Source organism: Burkholderia sp. HI2500 (assembly GCF_002223055.1).
Lineage (GTDB): Bacteria > Pseudomonadota > Gammaproteobacteria > Burkholderiales > Burkholderiaceae > Burkholderia.
Window position 1 is genome coordinate 2626025 of the sequence record NZ_NKFL01000006.1, and the last position, 13686, is coordinate 2639710.

At 65.5% G+C, this 13686-nt stretch carries 16 protein-coding genes and 1 pseudogene; 5 read left to right on the plus strand and 12 right to left on the minus strand.

The features are described from left to right. Positions 1 to 60: 60 nt before the first annotated feature. Positions 61 to 1635 (plus strand): EAL domain-containing protein, encoded by a 1575-nt coding sequence (locus CFB45_RS29535; protein WP_089428585.1) that lies wholly within the window; start codon positions 61 to 63, stop codon positions 1633 to 1635. Positions 1636 to 1724: 89 nt separating this feature from the next. Here CFB45_RS29535 and CFB45_RS29540 read toward each other — a convergent pair whose 3' ends face one another. The 10 genes and pseudogenes from CFB45_RS29540 to CFB45_RS39835 all read right to left on the minus strand — a co-directional run. Next, positions 1725 to 2018 carry a hypothetical protein gene (locus tag CFB45_RS29540; protein WP_144025241.1) on the minus strand — a complete coding sequence of 98 codons (294 nt, stop codon included), beginning with the start codon at positions 2016 to 2018 and terminating at the stop codon, positions 1725 to 1727. Positions 2019 to 2085: 67 nt separating this feature from the next. Beyond that, entirely contained in the window at positions 2086 to 2292 is a 207-nt protein-coding gene (locus CFB45_RS29545; RefSeq protein ID WP_089428587.1) for a hypothetical protein, read from the minus strand. A 9-nt stretch (positions 2293 to 2301) separates the two neighbouring features. Beyond that, positions 2302 to 2514: a 30S ribosomal protein S21 gene (gene rpsU / locus CFB45_RS29550; protein ID WP_006754722.1), complete on the minus strand. Its 213-nt coding sequence runs from the start codon at positions 2512 to 2514 to the stop codon at positions 2302 to 2304. Positions 2515 to 2547: 33 nt separating this feature from the next. Continuing rightward, entirely contained in the window at positions 2548 to 2757 is a 210-nt protein-coding gene (locus CFB45_RS29555; RefSeq protein ID WP_089428588.1) for a hypothetical protein, read from the minus strand. Positions 2758 to 2804: 47 nt separating this feature from the next. Then, positions 2805 to 3083 (minus strand): hypothetical protein, encoded by a 279-nt coding sequence (locus CFB45_RS29560; RefSeq protein ID WP_089428589.1) that lies wholly within the window; start codon positions 3081 to 3083, stop codon positions 2805 to 2807. 402 nt (positions 3084 to 3485) lie between these two features. Further along, entirely contained in the window at positions 3486 to 3641 is a 156-nt protein-coding gene (locus CFB45_RS39190) for a hypothetical protein (protein WP_174975490.1), read from the minus strand. A gap of 233 nt (positions 3642 to 3874) precedes the next feature. Beyond that, positions 3875 to 4078 carry a cold-shock protein gene (locus CFB45_RS29570; protein WP_089428591.1) on the minus strand — a complete coding sequence of 68 codons (204 nt, stop codon included), beginning with the start codon at positions 4076 to 4078 and terminating at the stop codon, positions 3875 to 3877. A 273-nt stretch (positions 4079 to 4351) separates the two neighbouring features. Beyond that, a complete protein-coding gene (locus tag CFB45_RS29575) occupies positions 4352 to 4636 on the minus strand; it encodes a hypothetical protein (protein ID WP_089429199.1) in 285 nt (94 codons plus the stop codon). Between the two features lie 307 nt (positions 4637 to 4943). Then, positions 4944 to 5861 carry a hypothetical protein gene (locus CFB45_RS29580; RefSeq protein ID WP_089428592.1) on the minus strand — a complete coding sequence of 306 codons (918 nt, stop codon included), beginning with the start codon at positions 5859 to 5861 and terminating at the stop codon, positions 4944 to 4946. 116 nt (positions 5862 to 5977) lie between these two features. Then, positions 5978 to 6269, minus strand: a pseudogene (locus CFB45_RS39835) (DUF6396 domain-containing protein); the annotation flags it as partial. Between the two features lie 270 nt (positions 6270 to 6539). On the opposite strand from CFB45_RS39835, the gene CFB45_RS29590 reads away from it, so the two are divergent. The 4 genes from CFB45_RS29590 (at position 6540) to CFB45_RS29605 (ending at position 11292) form a co-directional block, all read left to right on the plus strand. Next, complete coding sequence (locus CFB45_RS29590) at positions 6540 to 6959, plus strand: hypothetical protein (RefSeq protein WP_306427044.1); 420 nt, start codon at positions 6540 to 6542, stop codon at positions 6957 to 6959. Between the two features lie 140 nt (positions 6960 to 7099). Continuing rightward, complete coding sequence (locus CFB45_RS29595) at positions 7100 to 9484, plus strand: DNA polymerase II (protein WP_089428594.1); 2385 nt, start codon at positions 7100 to 7102, stop codon at positions 9482 to 9484. Between the two features lie 87 nt (positions 9485 to 9571). Then, the gene (locus CFB45_RS29600; RefSeq protein WP_089428595.1) at positions 9572 to 10693 is read left to right on the plus strand and encodes a J domain-containing protein; all 1122 of its coding nucleotides are present in this window, start codon (positions 9572 to 9574) and stop codon (positions 10691 to 10693) included. A 275-nt stretch (positions 10694 to 10968) separates the two neighbouring features. Next, positions 10969 to 11292: a DUF4148 domain-containing protein gene (locus CFB45_RS29605; protein WP_089428596.1), complete on the plus strand. Its 324-nt coding sequence runs from the start codon at positions 10969 to 10971 to the stop codon at positions 11290 to 11292. Between the two features lie 109 nt (positions 11293 to 11401). On the opposite strand, the gene CFB45_RS29610 is transcribed toward CFB45_RS29605, so the two are convergent. Both CFB45_RS29610 and plcR read right to left on the minus strand, forming a co-directional pair. Further along, positions 11402 to 12778 carry a pectin acetylesterase-family hydrolase gene (locus CFB45_RS29610; RefSeq protein WP_089428597.1) on the minus strand — a complete coding sequence of 459 codons (1377 nt, stop codon included), beginning with the start codon at positions 12776 to 12778 and terminating at the stop codon, positions 11402 to 11404. 66 nt (positions 12779 to 12844) lie between these two features. Then, entirely contained in the window at positions 12845 to 13561 is a 717-nt protein-coding gene (plcR, locus tag CFB45_RS29615; RefSeq protein ID WP_089428598.1) for a phospholipase C accessory protein PlcR, read from the minus strand. Positions 13562 to 13686: the final 125 nt, after the last annotated feature.

Here is a 13686-nt window from a genome sequence, read left to right on the forward strand (position 1 = left end):
GGTGTATCGACCGGTTCGACTCGCCTCTTCATACACACAACACCCAAGGCGACCGCGGGAATGTCAGCGTTCACGCCAGGCTCGAAGGCCGTTTTCCAGCGCAGCGGCGCATGGCCGCGGGTCGCCTTTTTCGCCGCCGTAATCGTTTGCGTGCTCGTGCCGGCATTCGCGATCGCGCTTGCCGACCGCTACGCGCGCGATACCGTCATCGAGCATGAACGCGTCATCGCGAACGACATCGTGGCCTCGGTGGACCGCATCCTGGACGGTGCGCGCCTGCGGCATGTGGACGAACTGACCGCGCTCGTCGGGCGGCCATGCCCGGCGGTATTCCGGACGCTCGCCGAGATCGGCACACGCCTGCGCTATCTGCGCGCCGTGGCGCTGGTGCACGAGGGCCGCGTCATGTGCTCGTCGGCGCTGGGGGCGATCGACCTGCCGCTCGGCGCATATACCCACGAGCCGGAACCGGGCTCGACGCTCGTCACGCTGCTGCGGCAGACGCCGTTCCAGCAAGGCATCCCGGTGCTGCCCGTGTTTTACGCGACCGCACCCGGCGCGGGGGTGCTCTACCTGATCGAAGGCGACTACGTGGCCGACGCGCTCGCGCATGGCGCCCGCTACGGGACGGAAACCGCGACGCTGTCGATCGCGGGTTCGGGCCATCTCGACCAGCACGGGAAATTCACGCCGGAGTCGGCCACGGAGCCGGTCGTTGGAAGCACGATCGTGTCACCCCGCTGGCCGTTCACGGTGCGGGTTGCCGCATCCACGCACTATGCGTCGCAGGTCCGGCAGCACTATCGGCTGATCGCCATCACGATCGTGCTGCTGGCGGACGGCCTCGTGATGGCGGCCTACCTGCTCGCGATGGCGCCGCGCCGGCTGCTGCTGAAGGCCGTGCGCAACGCACTCAGGCGCGACGAGCTCCACGTCGTGTACCAGCCGATCGTCGATGTCGAGACGCGCATGACCGTCGGCGTCGAGGCGCTGTTGCGCTGGCAGCACCCCAAGTGGGGGGCCATCAGCCCGGCCGTGTTCATCCCGCAGGTCGAATCGAGCGCGGTGCTGCCGAAAGTGACCGAATTCGTGCTGCGGACAGCCGTGTCGGAACTGTCCGCGCTGACGCCGTGCGCGCCGCTGCGCATCGCCGTCAACATCGCGCCGAAGGATCTCGAGCGCACGGGGTTCGTGTCCGTCGTCGAGGAGGCGATCCGCGCGCTGCCGCCGGGCTTTACGCTGGTGCTCGAAGTCACCGAGCGCATCCTGCTCGAGAAGAATGCGCGCACCACCGCGATGTTCCATGCGCTGCGAGCGAAAGGCGCGAAGTTCGCGATCGACGATTTCGGCACGCATCACAGCAATCTCGACTTGCTGTCACGCTTTCCGTTCGACTACGTGAAGATCGATCGCCAGTTCGTCTCGCAACTGAACGGCGGCAGTGCCGGGTTGATCGAAGGGATCGCGTCCGTGGCGCATCACTACGACCTGAAGATCATCGCGGAAGGCGTGGAAACGGAAGCGCAGCATCGCGCGCTGCATACGGTCGGGATTCAGTATGCGCAGGGGTATCTGTATCAGCGGCCGCAGCGGCTGGAGCATTTGAAACAGGATTTTGCGTGGGTAGCGGTGTAGCGGCGTAGTCGCATGCACGATCCCGCCTGACTGACGCCGGCTCGACGCCGACCGGCACCCGCGTGCCGCCCGTGCGAGCGCGGCCACGCTCAGACATGCTCCCGCAGGTAGCGGATGCACTTCATCCGCAAACTCAACCGGTCTGCCAGCGCATCCCGTGGCGCGCCCGTCCCCGTCGATTCAGCGTCGTCGACCGGGCGGGCCGCCTTCGCGATCTGAAGGGAAGCATGACCTATCCAGACACGATCGCGCCAATCGCATTTCGCACGATGGATAACCAGCCAGCCTTGCAGCGATTCGACGAGTTGAAACGACGACAGCCACTCGTGCGTCTTCCGTTGCGTCACGAGTTGCAATACAACGAGGAAATGGAGCAGATCCACGTACTTCGTCGTGACACGCATGGTTCGCCCTTGGGTTGTCGATGCTCGCGAGCGTGTCGTCGTCAGCTCATCCCTGGACGCTGAGCGCCTTCTCCAGCGCGGCAATCAACTTGAACGCATCGTCGCGTCCGATCAGAAAACCGCGGCTGGTGTACTCGCATCCGAACGCATAGAAGCTCGGCAGCAGCGTCACCATGTCCGTCTGCCGATCGAGATCGACCTGGCATTTGGTCAGCGGGAAAAACGGCGGCGCCTCGGCCGGCATGGTGTACATGATGCCCTCCTAGTACATTTTGCGCGGCGGCAACATGCGCTTCGCGCGCAAGCGCTGTCTGGCCACGGCGCTCGCCTTTTTCCGCTTGCGTTCCGTCGTGGGCTTTTCATAGCCCGTGCGACTGCGCAACTCCCGAATCAGCCCGGTTTTCTCGATATCGCGCCGAAATCGTCGCAGCGCGACATCGATCGGTTCGTTGACCTTCAGCGTAACGGTTGTCATGGTGATCCTGTTTTCGAATGGTTGAACGGCACACTAGCCGAGTCGTGTCATGACGGCACTCGCGATCTCGTCGGACTCGAACTCCGAATATCCGGCTCCGATCGACAACGCGCGTACCGCCACGAACATTTGCAGTTCCTGCTGATGGCACCGCGCCGAATCGCCGATTCCGGTGGGCAGGACGGCGTCGGTCCTGATGACCTCATGCCGCCTGATCAGGCCGAGCAGTTCATCGATGATCATTTCGTCCTCCGAATTGACAACACATCGCGTTGCCTTGGCGGTTTGCCTCAAGGCGTGCCGGAAAAGAAGCCTTGTTTGTCGCGATTGTCGTCGATGATGTTTTCCGCGTAGCGCAGCGAAGCACGACGTGCATCGCCCGCACTGCCGAACGGGGCGTTGTCGCGCAACCTGAAAGTCTGGCTGTGCGTCAGCGTATCGCCGCGCAGGCAAATCTTGACTGCCGCATCGAAACCGGCATCGTAGTTGTGCGGGCTGCCATCCAGCGCCGGCGCGTGAGGGTAAATCAGTGGATAGATCTCGAATCCACGGTAGATATGCATGCTCATGACAAGCTCCTGGCGTCCGGCCGCGACGAATCGCACGGGCGAACAGGGCCGGCCAGCATCCCCGTTACGGGGCGGGCCAGTGAGGTGAAAGGGACAACGTTGCAGCGCGGAGGCGGGGCGATGCAGCAAACGGGTAGGTGGAGGAGCGAGCGACCGGCTTACCAGGGTCGATCGGATGAACCCATCATACGCGCATCATTTGCCGAGCGCCCAACTTATTCCGGATGACGCACAAAACCCATGGACGCGCCGCAGGTGCACGATGTCGGGTTGCGAGGTGTCGCGCGGAGCGCGTCGCCTGGTCCCGACGAAGACGGTCGCGATCGGGCCGGCGTCGCCAGAATCGCTCTCCTGGCGACGCAGCCGGTTGCCGCCTCTCGACTGACGGAATGATCCGGATCGCTATTGCGGAGCCGGCGTGCGCTTTTTCGGACCCGATTGCGTATCCAGGGCCGGCTTCGGCGGCACCCAGTTCAGTGCCGTGCCGAGCTTGGGCAGCACCACGGCCGGCTTGACGCGCGGCGGCGCCTTGTTGCTGCGTGACTGACTTCGGGTCATGCGATTCTCCTGCTGCGCGGTGTACACGATCCGATGAGCGCTGCTCGTCCGATCGTGTACATGCTACGAAAGCGGTTGGCGCGCAGGTGTGCACGCGGGCTCGACATCCCGATGCGCAACGGCTGGCCCTGCCGGGCCTGCATCGGCACACGCGGCGCCCGCGACGGCGGCACGTAGCGCAAGAAGCGGCGATTGCGCGCCGCTCCGTGAACGAGGCGGACAGCTCCGGGCGATTACAGCGGGGTGATGTTCGATGCCTGCAGGCCTTTGGGGCCGCTCTTCGTTTCGTAGCTGACTTTCTGGCCTTCGGCGAGGGTCTTGAAGCCGTCGCCGCGAATCTCGGAGAAGTGCGCGAACAGATCGTCGCCGCCCTTGTCGGGCGTGATGAAGCCGAAGCCCTTGCCATCGTTGAACCACTTGACGGTACCGGTATCCATGTTAGATCTCCTGAAAATGAACGTGCGTAACGCACCCTGACGGGTTCGGGAAAGAATCAAGGAGGGGGAGGACAACGAATACCGCAGGCTACGGTCGATGATGAGCAGCAATCGCGCTTCTTGAATACTTCACCGACCGACAGTACGTGCCATCACAGAGCGTGTCAAGCGCTTTCGGCGCAAGGGCGGACTGCGCCGCCGCCGTCCGGGCGTCACCAATCGACGATCCGTCGGGACGCGCATTCGTCGACCACGGCCATCCCTGCGGCGACATCAGAGGGTGGCCAGCAAACACAGTTGATGCTCTGTCTCGGTTCCATTGATCAGCGCAAAGAACCCGGTCTCCCGACGCTCGACCACAGAAAGGCCCTCGGCGGCGGAGAAGACGTTCCACGCGACGTCATCGACATGCGCGAACCCTCCGCGCGCGCGTGCGAACGCGCGCAACATCGGGCTCGCTTCGCGGCGGAGCACCAGGCGGTCCGCATTCAATACATAGGGGGGCCAGCCGGCGCGAAGGACGAGGTAGCAGGGAATGGAGCTGCGATCGATTTTCATGGGGGCGCCGTTTAGTCCGGATCCGGTTCGTGCAAGCCAGGGCACTGCCTGCTTCAAAGTCGACGACACATCCACCATGCCGACCCGGGGCATCGATGCCCCCGCACGCCCCAACGCCCGGACGATGTCACGCCTGAATACGAGGACTGTTCCATGGAACCGGCGACAAGGCTAGCCCCACTATACGCGCTGCCGCCGTCGCGCACACCTTCGCGGCGACCCGGCAGGAAGGAACCCGTGCGATTCAGTTTGTCATGGTTCCGATTCGATCCGGCCCCTCAAACGACTCGCGCGCGACAACCTGAAGCTACGGCGACGGCATGCCCTGCGGGGTTTCAACCGTGACGCGGCTCACGGACGCGTAGAACACGCGGAACCACACCCAACAAGCCACAAAGGCACTGCCAAGAACAACGATCGCCATCATTCCGGACAACACGCCCGCCCCCAGCATGCCGCCAAGCAACTGCACCGCCAAATAGAACACCACCGAAGTGGATGCCATCGCCGCGAGCGACGCGCCCAGCAGACGCCAGCCGTGCAGTCGCACGAGGTCGCGAGGCAGGCCGAGTCGCGTTCCCGCAAAGACCAATGCCGCGGGAACGGCAACCGCGCCAACGTAGCCGAACATCATGCGCGCGAGGTCGTCGTCAAAATAGTCGAGCAACATCGGCACCGTCGTCGTCATCAAGAGCAGACATACGCTGGCGAACAGCCACGCCGCGAGCCCGGCAACGGGCCGCGCCGCGCGACCGCGCGGCGCCTCGGGGAGCGCATCGTGGCGAAACATGCGCGTGACGAGCCGCCATGCAAACCAGGCTACGAGCGCATAAAGGGCGGCGCTCACCGGCGCGATGAGGTTCACGATGACCGTCAGATGGGTGCCATTTCTGACCAGACTCAGCAGCGCCACCTGGACGATGAATATCTGTGCGATCTGCCAGACCAGCAGGCATAACGCATAGCTCGCGAGCAGCCTCGCGGGGCGACGGAACGCAAGCTGATCGCGATGCTCCCCGTGCCATCGGACAATCAGATAAACCAGGCCCGTTCGAAATACCAGGTTCTGGATGAAACTGGCCAGTTGCAACGCCAGCATCTGCGTGTCCATCGAGAACCCCGTCCACTGCGCGTAGAGGCCGGACAGAAACAGCGCCGTGATGATGAACGCTGCGACGAGTGCGGCGGCACCGGGTAACGAGACGGGCCGAGTGGGTGAATTCATGTGGACTCCGGGGTCGATGAAGTTGTCAGTTGTACGGCGCCGGACCTGCCGGCCTGTTCTTGAGAAACCGGCGCTGCGTATCGTCAGGGTGTCGCGCACTTTATGCCGGGTTGCAGTCAGGTCTGATCGATCTGCGCGACCGTATCCAACCTCAAACGGGATGCGACGTCTGCTGGTGGGTCAGTCTCATGAGGCCTTGTCCGCCGATCCCGAAAGCGGCAGCCCCGTCGCGGGATCGAGATCCCTGGCTTTCGCCATCTTGTTGATGAGTTCGTCCGAAGGCTTCAGCGGCGGTGTCGCCGCATGCCGATCCTTTTTCCATTGGAATGTGCCGTCCCATGGGGGATGCTTTGCGGGTGGCAGTGGAACGATCTTGTCGATGTCGGGAACCTGCGGGTGACGGCCATCGCGCGCGTAACGAAACAAGCTGTCAGCTTGTGGATCGAGTGGCGGCAAGGTGTCCGCTTGATGCGTGCAGGTGAATACCAGATTGGCGCGCACGGCACTCGTGTCGGGCAATGACGTCGCCAAGGGCTCCCGTTTCGTGCACGCACACGACAGAACAGCCAACACGACAACCCAGAGGTGTCGGTTCATGGCTCAATCGCGACCACCAGACAGTGCGCAACCATGGCGTCTCTCTCAGAATGATATTGTTCTTGATCGGCGATTCTACGAATGATGATTCCGTGGCGTCAATCGGGCGCCATTCAAATCGTTGAACGCCTGGATTTGCCCCTCGTATTCGTGAATGCCGCCAGCGGTCCCCCCTGCCGCACCACGACGTCCGGAGTGCTTTCGATGCCCACCGCCCTGCTGCTCCGCGCAACCCGTTCACACCTGTACCCCGGCAGCATCGTCACGCTCGACCACGACGCGCCGCGCTCCGGGAAGCCGCACCCGGCCGTGGTCGAGTTCGCCGATGGATCAGGCGCGACCGCGACGCTCGTGCGCATCGATGGCGAAGCGCTCGAACTCGCCGTCGACGCATACGTGACGCAAAAACGGCACGCGGTAGCGGCGCGACGCTGGTTGCTCAAACCTTCCGGTACAGCGCGCACCGAATGGCGCGTCGCGCAACGGCTCGCCGCTGCCTGATTCCGCGCGGGACGGCGGGCACTCACCGAATGCACACCGGGGGCGAGCGAGACGCGCACAATGTCGTGCATGCCATTCCGGCAAGCCCCCCGCCCAAGCGCTAAAATCCGCCGCCTGGGCATCCACCACGAGCAAGCGTTTTGACGGCGTTCGAGCAGGGTTTCATCCTCACCCGCCACTGGCGGGACACCGCATCCGGCATCGAGATCGAGTTCTGGCTGGCAACCGAACACGGTCCGCGCCGCGTACGGCTGCGCCCGCAGGAAGCCATCGCGTTCATTCCGGCCGAACAGCAGGCGCTCGCCGAACGCGCGCTGGCCGGCGAGCGCGAGGCCGAGTTGCGCCCGCTCGCGCTGCGCGACTTCCGGCAGCGTCCGGTCGTCGGCCTCTATTGCAAGCGCTATCGCCATCTGTCCGGACTGCAGAAGCGTCTCGCGGCAGCCGGCGTCGACGTCTACGAAGCCGACGTGCAGCCGCCCGACCGCTACGCGATGGAGCGCTTCATCACCGCGTGCGTGCAGTTTCGCGGGCAGCCCGGCCCCGACGGCACGCTGGCCGGCGCCGAGCTGAAAACCGCCGACGGCTATCGCCCGGCGCTGCGCTGCGTGTCGCTCGACATCGAAACCAGCGTGCACGGCGAGCTGTATTCGATCGCGCTCGAAGGCTGCGGGCAACGGCAGGTCTACATGCTCGGGCCGCCGAACGGAGGCGACGGCGACGACGCAAACGCCGTCGACTTCAACCTCGACTACTGTGACAGCCGGCCCGCGATGCTCGCGCGGCTCAACGAATGGTTCGACGAACACGATCCCGATGCGGTGATCGGCTGGAACCTCGTGCAGTTCGACCTGCGCATCCTGCATGCCCATTCGGAGCAATACGGCGTCCCGCTGAAACTCGGCCGCGGCGGCAGCGTGCTCGACTGGCGCGCGCACGGCCAGCAGCCCGACCACTTCTTCGCGGGTGCGGCCGGCCGGCTGATCCTCGACGGCATCGACATGCTGAAATCCGCGACGTGGACGTTCCCGTCGTTCAGCCTCGAATACGTGTCGCAGGCGCTGCTCGGCGAAGGCAAGTCGATCGACAACCCGTACCAGCGGATGGACGAGATCCAGCGCCGCTTCGATCACGACAAGCCGGCGCTCGCGCGCTACAACCTGAAGGACTGCGAGCTCGTCACGCGCATCTTCGACAAGGCCGACCTGCTGTCCTTCGCGCTCGAACGCGCGAGCGTGACCGGTCTCGCGGCCGATCGCACCGGCGGGTCGGTCGCAGCCTTCACGCATCTGTACCTGCCGCGCATGCACCGGCTCGGCTATGTCGCGCCGAACCTCGGCGACGTGACAGGGCAGAACAGCCCCGGCGGCTTCGTGATGGATTCGCGCCCCGGGCTGTACGACTCGGTGCTCGTGTTCGACTACAAGAGCCTCTATCCGTCGATCATCCGCACCTTCCTGATCGATCCGGTCGGGCTGATCGAAGGGCTCGCGCATCCCGGCGACGACGCGTCGGTGCCCGGCTTTCTCGGCGCGCGCTTCTCGCGTACCGCGCACTGCCTGCCCGATATCGTGCGCCGCGTGTGGGAAGGCCGCGACGACGCGAAGCGGCAGCGCAACGCGCCGCTGTCGCAGGCGCTGAAGATCATCATGAATTCGTTCTACGGCGTGCTCGGCTCGACGGGCTGCCGCCTCTTCGACCCGCGCCTCGCGTCGTCGATCACGATGCGCGGCCACGAGATCATGCACCGCACGCGCGAGCTGATCGAAGCGCAGGGTTACGAAGTGATCTACGGCGATACCGATTCGACGTTCGTGTGGCTCGGCCGCGTGCACGACGACGACGCAGCCGGCACCAAGGGCCGCGCACTCGTCGAGCACGTGAACCGCTGGTGGCGAACGCACCTGCGCGAAACCTTCGGGCTCGAGAGCGCGCTGGAGCTGCAATACGAGCGGCACTACCGCCGCTTCCTGATGCCGACCGTGCGCGGCGCGGAAGAAGGCAGCAAGAAGCGCTACGCGGGGCTCGCGGCGGCGGCCGACGGTGGCGAGGACCTCGTCTTCAAGGGGCTCGAAACGGTGCGCACCGACTGGACGCCGCTCGCGCAGCAGTTCCAGCGCGAGTTGTACCGGCGCGTGTTCAGCCGCGAGCCGTACCAGGATTTCATCCGCGACACCGTGCGGCGCACGCTGGCCGGCGAATTCGACGACCAGCTCGTCTACCGCAAGCGCGTGCGCCGGCCGCTGCGCGAGTACGAGCGCAACGTGCCGCCGCACGTGCGCGCGGCGCGGATCGCCGACGAGTTCAACCAGGCACAGGGCCGGCCGCTCCAGTATCAGCGCGGCGGCTGGATCAGCTACGTGATGACGACGGCCGGCCCCGAGCCGCTTGAAACGATGCGTTCGCCGATCGACTATGCGTTCTACCTGAGCCGCCAGTTGCAGCCCGTGGCCGACGCGATCCTGCCGTTCCTGCGCGACGACTTCGAGCGCGTGATCTCCGGGCAGGGGCAGTTGTTCCTGGAGTAGCCGCGCCACGTCGGGCAAGGAAGACACGGCGGGCCGGTTAAAATACCGCGCTGCTGCGCGTCCTGCCGCAGCCGAAGGAGATTCATCATGACCGCACGTCGCGGAACAGCGGTCGCCATCGCGCCCGGCCACGAGGCAGCCAGCCTGTCGAACGCCCAGAAAGCATTCAATACGCTCGTCCAGCAGATCGAGAAGCGGCGCGAGCGGCTCGGCGCGTGGGAAGCCGCGATGCCGGCCTTCCAGAAGAAATTCGTCGACGAGCTGTTGCCGCTCGAACAGACATCCACAGCACTGCGGATCCAGTTGCTCAATCAGCTCGACGACGCGTATCTGCAGAAAGGCTTGAGCAAGGCGGAACAGCACACCCTGTCCGGGATGATCGCCAGCATGGCGCGCGACTTGCTCGACTTCAGCGACGACGCGCAGCTGAAGGCCATCCATGCCCGGCACGGCGCCGCCGATCACGGCAGCAACGCAGCAGCCGAGCCGGAGCCGGAGCCGGAGCCGACGCCGGAATCGACGCCCGGCGTGACGAAGGAAGACGATCTCGACGCGCTGTCGCCCGAGGAGCTCATGGCACGCATGCAGGCCGAACTGGACGCGCAGTTCGAGCGGGACATGGCCCAGCACGCGGCCCGCGAGGCACAGCGCGCCAAGCGCAAGAAAGCGCCCCGCCAATCGGCCGCGCTGGCGAAGCGCGAAGCCGAGCAGGCCGAAGCGAGCCGGTCGATCCGCGAGGTCTACCGGAAGCTGGCGAGCGCGCTGCACCCCGATCGCGAAACCGATCCCCAGGAACAGGAACGCAAGACCGTGCTGATGCAGCGGGTCAACCACGCTTACGCGAACGGCAAGCTCCTGCAACTGCTGGAGCTGCAACTGGAGATCGAACAGATCGACCGGCACGCGATCAACGGCCTCGGCGAGGATCGGCTCGCGCGCTACAACGGCATCCTGGAAGATCAGCTTCGCGAGCTGGACCAGGAGATCCAGGACGTCGAGACCGGTTTCCGGCGGACTTACGGGATCGCGCCGTCGGTCAAGGTCGCGCCCGATACCATCATGCGCATGCTCACGCGCGACATCGCGGGCACGCAGCGCAGCATCCACGACCTGAACCTGACGCTGCGCGAGTTCGACGATCCGGCGAACGTCAAGGAATGGCTGAAGGACATGAAGCGCCAGCGGGCTTTTCCGCGTTTCGACGACTAGCCGTGCCCGGCAGGCATGCGTCTGCTCGCCGGGCATCGCGTGCGTAGCCGGTCTGACGGAACGGCGGCGTGCCCCGCATCGATCGGCATTCCACGCGAATCAACCCACCCAGAATCGGACACCAAGGACGCCGTATTCGCCCCACTGTCACGGATTCAGGAACACAGTTGGACAGGAATCGGCATTTATCCGGCCGATCCGGGTTCCTAAACTTGTCTCGTCGGTTCAGCCAGCCGCCATCGCGCCGAACCGCAACGAAACCGTCTGAGGAAACCGTGAAATCCATCATCGTCACCATCGCCACCGTCGCCGCTACCGCCACCGCCCTCCTCGCCGCACCGGCCGTGTCGTACGCGCAGTCGTCGCACTCGACGCTCACGCGGGCGCAGGTGCGCCAGGAATTGTTCGACCTCGAATCGGTCGGCTACGAGCCGATCGCCGCTGATGGCGACAACTATCCAGGTGACATCGTCGCCGCGCAGGAACGCCTGGCCGCCAAGCGGCTGGCCGAGCGCAAGAGCGCCGAAGCGGCCTACGGGTCGAACGGTGTGCCCGGCACGGATTCAGGCGCGCCGGCGGTTGCGGTGGTGAAGCCGTAACGTAACGCCGCTCCTCCGCACGGCCACGCATCGACGCAGGCGAGCGGCCACGACACCCGGCCGCCGCACTGCGCCGCGCTCGCCCGCTCGGGCGAACCGCCGCCTCCCTTCACGCCCGATGCCCCGAGATCGGCCCCGCTTCGCCGGTCAGGTTGAAGATGCTGTCGATCCACGCCAGAAACGTCGAGAACGTGAAATCCGACCCCTGCTGCGTGCGGAATGCCTTCATCACCGGCGTCTCAGCCGGGTCCTGCTGGTTCAGCAGGTTGTCGACGAAGGTGCCGATATTCGCGTCGATGCCGTGCTCGTGGATCCCCGACCCGGTGAAGCTGACCGCCGTCACCTGGTGGTTGGCGATGAAGTCGTTGCGTGCCCACGGCATGAAATAGCCGAAGTTCGGCAACGGGTTCAGCGTCTGCTTCAGCCCGTCCAGCTCCTGCTCGAACATCGCGAGCGACAGTGAATCCTTCGTCGCGTCGTCGGGCGCCGCGATCACGGCCGGCACGAACGCGCGATAGTGATACGCGGCAATGATCTTGTCGCGCTGGTAGCTCGAGAAGCCGAAGCGGTCGTGCGGGAATGTCGCCGACAGCGCCGCGTACGCGCTCCCCATGTTGCCCGGATCGAAATGGCGGGTCAGCCGGCTGTTCACGGTGATCATCCCGTCGGGGCCGGTCATCCCCCACTCGGTGCGCACGCGGTCGTACAGGCCGACCGACGGATGCGTGGCCGCGTCCGCGTCGAACGGCGTGTTGAAGACCGTGCCGGCGTCGTCGAGCAGCGAGCTATGCGCCTGCGGCTGCAGCGTATTGCGCAGCGTCGCGTAGTTCGCGAGCGTGCCGTAGCCGCCCGCGCTCATCCCGTACACGAGCAGCCGGTTCGGCTTGCCGAAGCCGTGCGACGTCAGCCACTGCGCGACGGCCTGGATGTTCTTCAGCCCGCTGTAGTGCTGCAATCGCCAGTCGCCGCTCGGCGACGTGTAGTTGCGCACCGCGCTGCCCATGTGGATATCTCCGGTGCAATAGGGCACGAAAACCTGTGTCCACTGCTGCGTCTCGACCTTCGGTTCCCCGACGAGAATATGCGCGAGATCCATCCGCGTGAGCAGCGGCGACAGGAACGACGACAACAGGCTCTGGTTCGCGGTGCCGTTCATGTAGTTGTGCGGGATGCCGTCCGGGTTGAAGCCGCCGAGGCCGGCCTCGGCGCCGGTCGACGTCTGCGTGCAGGTGCCGTAGTCCCAGCACGCGCCGCCCGGCTCCATCATGTACAGCAGGTTGTCCGACTGCGCGCGATTGACGTAGAAGCGCATCGGCGTGCCGTTGCCGCACGATGCACCGGTGCTCTCCGGCAACGTCACTTCGTACCACGAATAATACGGAATCGCCGGATCCGGCATCGTCGTATCGGCGGCGTGACCGTTCAGTGCCGCGCAACCGAGCAGCGTGGCAACGGCCGCGCGCAGCAGGCTTCGTGCTGTGGACATCTCCCCTCCTTGTCGATGGACATGACGCGGCCGCCGGGCTTCGCCTCGGCGTCGCGGATTCGGCGCTCAGTGCACGCCGGACGATGAAGCGCCGTCGAACAGCTGGACCCGCAACGCCTGCAGGCGCTGCGCGATTGCGGCTTGTTGCTGGTCGGGATCGGGAATGCTCGCCTGAACCTGCCGGACGACGTCGCGGCTCTGCTGTTCGTACGAGCGATAGCGCGGGTCCTGCGCCGGCGACGGGCCGACCGTCTGCCGCGCATAGGCGTCCCATTGCGCGCGCATCGACCGGATCGCCGCGCCGCGCGTCGCGGGATCGGCTTCGGTATCGGTGAGCAGCGCCGCGCTCAGCGCCTCGGCCTGCACCGGCACGATCTCGTTGCGCGCGACATGGTCGGGGAGTGCGTCGAGAATCCGGCGCGCGAGCGCGGCACGCTCGGCTTGCGGCATGCTGTTGCGGCGATCCCCATACGCGGCAACCTCGTCGCGAAAGCGCGCGAACGCGACGATGCGCTGCACTTCGGCATCCGCGTCGGGGCGCCCCGCGAGGCTGCGGCGCAGCGCGTCGACGTCGAGCCGCCGCTCCTCGGGGCCGGGCGCCGCGGCGCCGGTGCCGAACGTATCGGCTGTGCCTGGTTGCGCGCTCGCCATCGTGGTCGCTGCTGTGTCGGACGACGCGGCTTGCGCCGGCGTTGCCGCTTCATATCGCCAGACTGCAACGACGACCACGCCGATCGCCGCGATCGCGCCCGTGCGCCGCCAGCGTGCCCTGTTCTTCTTCACGTCGCCTCCTCGTCACGTCATGCCGTTCTTCGCCGGTGCATCCGCGAGTAGGTTCTAGGTCGAATCCGGCATCCCGTCAAAAGCGGCACTAGAACGCCGGCACTAAACCTGCTCGCAGCGGCCAC